This window comes from Nonomuraea sp. NPDC052129, assembly GCF_040680095.1.
Taxonomy (GTDB): Bacteria; Actinomycetota; Actinomycetes; order Streptosporangiales; family Streptosporangiaceae; genus Nonomuraea.
Genome location: NZ_JBFAVX010000013.1, coordinates 273,643 through 281,172 on the forward strand (window position 1 = coordinate 273,643; position 7,530 = coordinate 281,172).

General features: G+C 64.7%; 9 protein-coding genes and 1 tRNA gene. 3 read left to right on the forward strand and 7 right to left on the reverse strand.

Features of this window, described 5'->3' with window-relative positions:
• Nucleotides 1-151 precede the first annotated feature (151 nt).
• On the reverse strand, nucleotides 152-1,441 hold the full coding sequence (locus AB0L53_RS28325; RefSeq protein ID WP_363999802.1) for a hypothetical protein: 1,290 nt from the start codon (nucleotides 1,439-1,441) through the stop codon (nucleotides 152-154).
• 412 nt (nucleotides 1,442-1,853) lie between these two features.
• Here AB0L53_RS28325 and AB0L53_RS28330 point away from each other — a divergent pair, with 412 nt between their 5' ends.
• Nucleotides 1,854-2,093, forward strand: a complete 240-nt coding sequence (locus AB0L53_RS28330) for a hypothetical protein (RefSeq protein ID WP_363999805.1) — start codon at nucleotides 1,854-1,856, stop codon at nucleotides 2,091-2,093.
• A 207-nt stretch (nucleotides 2,094-2,300) separates the two neighbouring features.
• Here the strand turns inward: AB0L53_RS28330 and AB0L53_RS28335 are convergent, their stop codons facing one another.
• The gene (locus AB0L53_RS28335; protein WP_363999808.1) at nucleotides 2,301-2,792 is read right to left on the reverse strand and encodes a hypothetical protein; all 492 of its coding nucleotides are present in this window, start codon (nucleotides 2,790-2,792) and stop codon (nucleotides 2,301-2,303) included.
• A 419-nt stretch (nucleotides 2,793-3,211) separates the two neighbouring features.
• Here AB0L53_RS28335 and AB0L53_RS28340 point away from each other — a divergent pair, with 419 nt between their 5' ends.
• Nucleotides 3,212-3,508 (forward strand): hypothetical protein, encoded by a 297-nt coding sequence (locus AB0L53_RS28340; protein ID WP_363999811.1) that lies wholly within the window; start codon nucleotides 3,212-3,214, stop codon nucleotides 3,506-3,508.
• 273 nt (nucleotides 3,509-3,781) lie between these two features.
• On the opposite strand, the gene AB0L53_RS28345 is transcribed toward AB0L53_RS28340, so the two are convergent.
• Both AB0L53_RS28345 and AB0L53_RS28350 read right to left on the reverse strand, forming a co-directional pair.
• Nucleotides 3,782-4,267, reverse strand: coding sequence for a hypothetical protein (locus AB0L53_RS28345; protein ID WP_363999813.1), 486 nt, complete (start codon nucleotides 4,265-4,267; stop codon nucleotides 3,782-3,784).
• A gap of 2 nt (nucleotides 4,268-4,269) precedes the next feature.
• Complete coding sequence (locus AB0L53_RS28350) at nucleotides 4,270-4,596, reverse strand: helix-turn-helix transcriptional regulator (protein WP_363999816.1); 327 nt, start codon at nucleotides 4,594-4,596, stop codon at nucleotides 4,270-4,272.
• A 106-nt stretch (nucleotides 4,597-4,702) separates the two neighbouring features.
• On the opposite strand from AB0L53_RS28350, the gene AB0L53_RS28355 reads away from it, so the two are divergent.
• Nucleotides 4,703-4,960, forward strand: a complete 258-nt coding sequence (locus tag AB0L53_RS28355; protein WP_363999819.1) for a tyrosine-type recombinase/integrase — start codon at nucleotides 4,703-4,705, stop codon at nucleotides 4,958-4,960.
• A gap of 51 nt (nucleotides 4,961-5,011) precedes the next feature.
• Here the strand turns inward: AB0L53_RS28355 and AB0L53_RS28360 are convergent, their stop codons facing one another.
• The 3 genes from AB0L53_RS28360 to AB0L53_RS28370 all read right to left on the reverse strand — a co-directional run bounded on the left by AB0L53_RS28360 (nucleotide 5,012) and on the right by AB0L53_RS28370 (nucleotide 7,217).
• Nucleotides 5,012-5,530: a pyridoxamine 5'-phosphate oxidase family protein gene (locus AB0L53_RS28360; RefSeq protein ID WP_363999822.1), complete on the reverse strand. Its 519-nt coding sequence runs from the start codon at nucleotides 5,528-5,530 to the stop codon at nucleotides 5,012-5,014.
• Nucleotides 5,531-5,636: 106 nt separating this feature from the next.
• A tRNA-Thr gene (locus AB0L53_RS28365) sits at nucleotides 5,637-5,710 on the reverse strand.
• A gap of 55 nt (nucleotides 5,711-5,765) precedes the next feature.
• The gene (locus AB0L53_RS28370) at nucleotides 5,766-7,217 is read right to left on the reverse strand and encodes an alpha/beta hydrolase (protein ID WP_363999825.1); all 1,452 of its coding nucleotides are present in this window, start codon (nucleotides 7,215-7,217) and stop codon (nucleotides 5,766-5,768) included.
• Nucleotides 7,218-7,530: the final 313 nt, after the last annotated feature.

Consider the following 7,530-nt stretch of genomic DNA (forward strand, 5'->3'; position numbering starts at 1 on the left):
GCTCATCCTCCCCCACCGAGGAGGCGACCTGCCTTTTGCCGTCCGTCAGAGTCCGTGGACGTCCATGATCGAACGTCTTCGTTGTCACCCACTTCGTCACCCAATCGGGGCGTCCCGTCGCGCCGACCCGAGCGGCGGGCCTACACCTTGGTCATACGGGCCGGTCGTTGACCGTTGCGCAAGTCACGTTCGCGCTCTCACGCTTGCCGTTCTGGTTCTTGAGCACCCATATGCCGTTTTCGTTGAAGCGGATCCATGCCTCGCCATCATTGAGTCCCCGTATCCAGCCGGCGGACACACCACCGAATATCCGCACGCCCTTGTCTTGTTCCAGGAACTCGATATACCCCTTGCCTTCGCCTGATCCGCGAACCTGCTTGGTGATCACGCCGTTCACATCGGCCTGGTCGGCGGACACCGTTCCCCAGTCCTGTCCGGCTCCCTTGTGCACGTTCAGCCCCTCCTTGGAGAAGCCGATCCATCCGTCGTCGGTGCTTCTTCCCTGTACCCATTTGGTGTTGATGCCGTTGAGGTCGGCCTTGTCGGCATGCACGGTCCCCCATGCTCCGCTTCCCTGGCGGACGTCGAGTCCGTCCTTGGGGAAGGTGATCTTCCCGTCGTCGGTGCTTCTCCCCTGCACCCACCCGGTGTTCACACCGTTGAGGTCTGCCCTGTCGGCGAACACGGATCCCCAGGATTGCCCGGCCCCCTTGCGCACGTTCAGCCCTTCCTTGGGGAAGCTGATCCAGCCGTCATCGGCGCCTCTCCCCTGCACCCACCCGGTGTTCACACCGTTGACGTCAGCCCTGTCGGCCGTCACGGTCCCCTGCCCGCCGGAGTTGTCGGAGATCTCCACCCCTGTGCCGGTGAAGGTGACGCGCCCCTTCTTTCCGTCCACCGCCCCCTGGACCCAGGGCGTGTCAATCCCGGTCGTGGCGGTGAGTGTTTCCAGGACGGGGAAGCGCACTTGGACGGTGGTGGTGAGGAAGTGCTGCTGCTGGGTGATGGGGTCGGTGGCGACGAGGGTGTAGGTGGTGGCCCGCTTCGGCGCATCGGCCAGGGGCCAGGTACGCGCGCCCGAGGGGATGTCCGCCGACCCGCCGGTGAACAGGATCCTGTAGTCGAATTCGGGGGACCCCTCCCAGCTCAGCGTGAGGCTTTCGCCGGCGTCCACCATGCCCTTGTCCGGGTGGAAGTCGCGCGGCGCCGGAATCTCCTTGGGAGCGGTCTTGACCAGCGCCACCGACGTGTAGCGGGTGTGCTCCCCGTCATCGTCTTCGGTCTTCTCCCTCACCGTCAGCACGGCCGGCCCGGCGGTGGCGGCGATGGTGACGTTCTCCATCGTCAGCACCAGGTAGTCCCCGGGTTTGAAAGAGGCTACGCCCCCGCTCTGGGGGGTGACTTCAAAGACGTTGGTGCCCTGCTGCGCGTCGACCTTCACCTCCTGGGTTTTCGCCTGGGTCCCCCACCGGTTGTCGGTGTACTCACCCTTCATCTCCGGGAGGTTCGGGGTGAGGTCGCCGACGCCGTCGCCGACAGGCACCCTCACCTCGATCCTGGACCAATCCGTCCTCCTTGCGGTGTTGGTGACGACCAGGTACACCGTCCCTGTGGACCTGGACCTCCGTCCGGCCGCTGACGCCTCCACGGACGCCGGGTCGGTGAAGACGGTGTAGGTCAATGCGGTCATGATCACGACTCCTTTTTTTGGAGGACGGCGCAGTCCGATGACCTGCCCACGACGAGAGAACCGCGCAAGGCAGGACAGGCGGCGGCACGGTGACGCATCCGAAACGCGCCGCTTGCTGCGCCCCGCAGAAGACACCCCTAGATCCAAACGTCAGGATTGGAGCGTGACAAGGGCACTCAAGGACGCCATAACAGGGCGACTTGGCAACATCCTCACCGTCTTGACACGCATTCAGACCACCATGCGTTACTGCGCCACGACGAGCAGCAAACCCTCTGTGTCGCGCGACGCCTCCTCCGCGATGCACGCGGTCAAACCGTCCTCCACCGGCGAGGATGGCGATGCGAACCCCATGGTCGGCGCCGCGAACCCAGCCCGAATTCTCGAACGCCGATGGCGATGATGCGGTGGCTGGTGAACGAGCCGATGCCGACGCGGTCTCGCAGGCCGGAGGGCGAAGGCGCAGTATCTCAGCGAGGGCACCGCGAACGCGATCATGGTGACGGTCGGGGAGTTCCTCCCGGCAGCTGTCCCATCTCAATCGGTGTGTCGCACCCGCTTGAGACGGGACAGGCGCCCCCCTAGAAGCTCACGTAGATGGGTTGCCGGTCTAGTCGATATCCTGAGCGATGAACTCGGCGTAACCGTCCGCGTCCCAATTGAAATCGGACTTGGGCTTGTGGTCATGGATCTCCATCTCAAACAGCCAGCCCTCGCCGTAGGGGTCCCTGATGAGTAGCTCCGGAGTGTTGGCGAGCTCGGTGTTGACGGCGACGACTTTCGCCTCGACTGGTGCGCAGAAATCGCTCCAGTCCTCGTCAGGAGCAGCATCCCCGTCCTCCCACTCCTCGTCAGAATCAGCATTCCCCTCCTGACTCCAGCTGACCCGACCGAAGTAGTCACCCAGCTCGACGTAGCTACCTACCTCAGGCAACTGCACCTGCAGCTCTCCGTCGGGGATCTGACCTATGAAGAAAGTGGTGAAGCCCACCCTCACCCGGTCGCCAGGCGTGTCCAGCTTCCTGTTGCGCTTGAACCACTCCCCGTTGCCCCACATGTGCAGCTCACCGGCGTACAGGCGATCCTGGGGGTACTCGCTCACTTCTTCCTCCCGGGGAAAGGCAAACCGAACTCTTCCGATCTTCGCCCCGCGGCGGCCGTAGTGTCGAGGGCCGAAACCCCCCGCGGCACGGTGCTGGACGACCGAGTCGCGGAAGTAGGTCGCCCACCCGCGCGACATCCGGTTCCGACTCGTGATCGCTCGCCTGACGGGCTGCCCCTTCCGGGCGGCCCGCCAGGGCCAAAACCTGCTGCAACACACCGGGGCTTCGTGTCCCTGCTCTCAGATCAGGGCATTCAACTGGATGAGATCTCCAAGTTGGTCGGCCATAGCAGCAAGCACGGCCGTGACCGAACTGGTCTACAGGAAGCAGATCCGCCCCGTACTCCAGGAGGGCGCAGTGGCCATGGATCGGATCTTCAAGACATGAGATGCCCGCGCACGAGCTACCAGATCCGGCCTTGCCTGACCTTTCCGCCCTGTGGCGGTCCCGTTGGCCGGACTGCCCGCCCATCGGCCATGAGTTGCGTTCTGACGCCGACTGCTGGGTGCGCTTCCATAGCTTGCCGGGCTCCAAGCGCTACGCGGAGACGGAGGCCGAGTACCGGACGATACTCCACCGCTACAACACCGTCCTGACCGAGATGTTCGCTGGCCAGGAGGTCTATGTCACCACGGTCACCTACGTCACGGACGAAGGCTTCACCGACCTGACGCCCTTCGACGCGCACGCCCTCAACCCCGGCTCGCGTCCATGAACCAGGGTGCGTGAGGACGACGAACTCGTGTCCCTTCCGGATGAAGATGCCAGAAGGGACGCCGGTTGTCCTGCAGCCCGTCATGTTGATGCGGACGGTTTCGGGCGGAGTTGTTCAGATCTTGTTGTCGGTGAACCAGGGCCTGAGGAACAGCCGAACAGTAAGGTCCGCACGTGCACGGATACAAAAACGGCGGTGGCCCCGTCGTCGACCAGCCTGTTCAGCAAAATGGACGCGTGCCGTCAACGTCGGCGCCGCCGACTTGCTGGCCGCCTATGGCGAGTTGCCCTGCAGGTCCAGGTTGAATTCGTGTCTCCTCAGCTGGTAGAGGCGCAGGGATCGCTGCGGGAGGAAGCCGAGCATGCGGATGAGTGTTGAGAGGATCACCGTGTGGACCAATTCGATGGGCATGAGACCGATGAAGGCCCACAGGGGTGATGTCGCGAGTAGCCACGTCGCGCACTGCCGCGCCAGGTAGCGCGAATCGAGCAAGTCGTCGCGTGCCCACCAGCGGTAGGCGTAGGGAAGGCGCTTGTGGAACAGGCGATACAGCGCCCAGTGCCACAGTGGCGGACGTTCGCGCAGGCGCAGTGCGCTGCCGCCACGTACGACGTCGAGTGAGTCACGCAGGATCGGCCTGGTCTGCTGCGGCTTGGCCAGGTCCAGCAGCGTGCCGATCAACTCCTCGCCGCGCGTCTGCCGATATCGGAGCGGGTAGGCCCGCGCGAGGATCCGGCAGTGGCGTTCGTAGCTATCCATGATCACGTGCCGGGCTGGAGTCGTGCGCCGAGGCGGCGCTGCGCGGTGGCGGCGAGGCGGGTCAGGCGGGCGGTCTCCTCGGTCAGGAGCTCGGCGCCCTGACCGGTCAGCTCGTAGTAGCGGCGGTGTCGGCCGTCCACGACTTCTTCGCTGACCACACGAGCGAACCCCGCTTCGGTCAGGCGGTCAAGTGCGCCATAGAGGGTGCCCGCGCCGAGGCGTATGCGGTCCTCCGACAGCTCGCGCACGGCTTTGATCACGCCGTAACCGTGCAATGGGCCTTCGGAAAGGGCCAGCAGCACGAGATAACTCTGTTCACGTAGTGGCATATCCGATATATATCGCTAACCGTACTATTGGTCAAAGAGGGGGTCGGTCGCAGAACCGGGCTCTTCACCCGCCACCGGCCTTGAACCGGTCGGTGGTGCGTTGGCTTTGCCAGATCGCACGCTCATCGAGGCCCACAACGAGACCGCCTCCGACCCACTACCGGTGATCCGTCTGCACGACCTACGCCACGTCCACGCAACCGTGTTGCTCCTGGCCGGCGTTCCCGTACACGTCGTCGCGGCCCGCCTCGGCCATGCCGACCCCGCGATCACCCTCCGGGTCTACGCCCACGTGATCCGCTCCGCAGAAACAGCTGCGGCCGACATCTTCGCCAAGTCCCTCGAAACCGCTGATCAGCAGTAACGACAGCCGTAGGAGGCCCCTAGATCACGTGGGGCCTCCCCGCTTTCAGCCTCAGTCCTCCTGCCGCTTCCAGAACTGACGCGGTGCATACCCGCTTCGTCGAAGCCAGTGTTCTGTATAGACAATCCGATCAGCTTCGACAACGGTCAGCGGGGCGGACGGCGGTTCATCGAGCGGGCGCGAACGCTCCACATGATCCGACTGCCACCTGAACGCGGGCCAGTAGTGCGAGAACTCCGGATCATCGATCCCGAGAACGCGGGCTCGTCCGAAGACCTGGGCACCTCGGCTGCTGGCCTGTCCCACCAGCGGGGCGAATATGCCGATCGAGACCCTGGGGTCTGCGGCTACGTTCCGCATCTTGGGAGACGTGGGCACCGCCGTGAACATGAGCGCGAAGCCCAGGTGGAAGTAACGCACAGGGGTCGCCAGCGGCCCGTCCGGCCCCGATGTCGCCAGGACACACATGTTCTGCGATGAGAGCAGGTTCAGGATGCGCTCTTCCAGCAGTTCTCTGTCCAGGCGCTTGGTTGGTGATGGACCAGCCAGCCATTCATTGGTTACGGGCATGGCAGAGGGTCTCATAGGACATACAAGGGCCCGGCACGACGCCCCTGTTAGCAAGAGTGTTAGCAAAGGGCCCTCCGCGATCATCGCAGAGGGCCCTTGAGCTGGGAGCCGCCTTCGGGATTCGAACCCGAGACCCCTTCATTACGAGTGAAGTGCTCTGGCCGACTGAGCTAAGGCGGCGTGCCGTACAGCGTGAACGAGTCTACAGGAGCCCGGGGGGTTCTTGCTCCCCCGATCAGCCGATGCCCGGACAGACTGTTCCGTCCTCTGGTGGCGTACCCGTCAGCAGGTAGCGATCCACCGCGTCGTCCACACATGTCGAGCCGTTGAAGTACGCCGTGTGACCGTCACCGTCATAGCCGAGGAACACGCCCGAGTTCAGTTCGCTCGCCAGGGCCTGCGCCCATGCGTACGGTGTGGCCGGGTCGCGTTCGGTGCCGATGACCAGGATCGGGGCGGCACCTTTGGCGGTGAGTGGGCGGTTTGTGAGTGTCGGCTTGGCGGGCCAGAAGGCGCAGGGGAGCGAGCTCCACATGAGGTAGGAGCCGAACCTGGGCGCCTGGCGTTCCGCCTCCGTCGCCGCGACCGCGTACGCGGAGACGTCCTTGGGAAAGGCGCCGTCTACGCAGTTGATGGCCATGTTGGCCTCGGTCTGGTTGGAGTAGGCGCCGTTGGCGCGTCTGTCGATGAGTTGGTCGGCGTTGCGGAGGAGCAGTCTGCCGTCGCCGTTCAGGGCCTGGCGGAACGTTTCGGTTAGTTCAGGCCAGGAGTCGCGGTCGTAGAGCGGCGTCAGGGCGCCGAGCGTGGCGAGCGACTCGCCGGCTTGGCGCCCGTCGGCCGGCAACGGACGGGCGTCTGTACGGTGCAGGAGCTCGGTCACCTCGGCCAGAGCGCCGTCGACGGTACGGCTGCGGAACGGGCAGTCGCCCTCGGCCAGGCAGGACTCCAGGTAGGCGCGGAGGGCGCGTTCGAAGCCCATCGCCTGGTCGGCGTTGAGCTTCAACCGGGAGATGGCCGGGTCGAGAGCGCCGTCGAGTACGAGGGCTCGGACCCTGCTGGGGAACATATCCGCATAAACAGCGCCCAGGAAGGTGCCGTAGGACTTGCCGAGATAGGTCAGCTTCTGGTCGCCAAGTGCCTGGCGCAGCCCGTCCATGTCCCGTGCGGCGTCCACGGTGCCCACATGTGGCAGCAAACGGCCTGACCCGGCCTGGCAGCCCTTCGCGAACTCGCGCGAGCCCTGCTCAAGTGCGGCCCGCTCCTGCGGCGTGTCGGGGGTGGTGTCCAGGGCGATGAACGCGTCGAGCCGCGAGTCACTCAGACACTCGACGGGCGACGACTCACCCACACCGCGTGGATCGAACCCTACGACATCGAACCGTTCGCGCACTTCCTCGCTCACGATCGATCGGGCGGCTCGCGCATACGTGACCCCGGAACTTCCTGGACCGCCTGGGTTGACCACGAGAGACCCGATTCGGTCGCCGGTGGCCGGCAGCCGGACCACGCTGATCTTGATGTGCTCGCCGTTCGGCTGACCGTAGTCGAGCGGCACCGACAGCTTCGCGCAGTCGAACCCGTCGCCACAGCTGGACCAGCTCAGCCCGTCCGCCGGTGCCTTTGTCCCGGCACAGGCGGAGGCGAACAACACAGTCGCGGCGACGACGGTCAGTATCCGAACCCACACGCTCCGAATCCTACGCGCGTCCTGTCGCCCTCCCGCCTGCGGATGGCGTCATGCCCGCTGGCTGTCGCCACTACAGCGCACTGCTGTGCGTGACATTCGGCCAGTGGGCCATCGAAATTCCCTTTGCTGGCGCACGCCCAGTGGCCACCATGATTCCTGTGATCACAAAGCTGATGGAGCACTACACGAAGGAGACCTCCGAGAGCACCCGGGGGTATCACTCTAGGTGTGGAAATGATCACCGAACGTAGACGGAAGTCTGTAAAGATCATTCACCATCTCGGGGGAAAACACGATCATGTCCACGACACGG

What these genes read in the sequence shown, in the direction of transcription:
- AB0L53_RS28350 (WP_363999816.1), bottom strand. Translation starts at nt 4,596, where the DNA reads ATGCCACTACGTGAACAGAGTTATCTCGTGCTGCTGGCCCTTTCCGAA.
- AB0L53_RS28360 (WP_363999822.1), bottom strand. Translation starts at nt 5,530, where the DNA reads ATGCCCGTAACCAATGAATGGCTGGCTGGTCCATCACCAACCAAGCGC.
- AB0L53_RS28345 (WP_363999813.1), bottom strand. Translation starts at nt 4,267, where the DNA reads ATGGATAGCTACGAACGCCACTGCCGGATCCTCGCGCGGGCCTACCCG.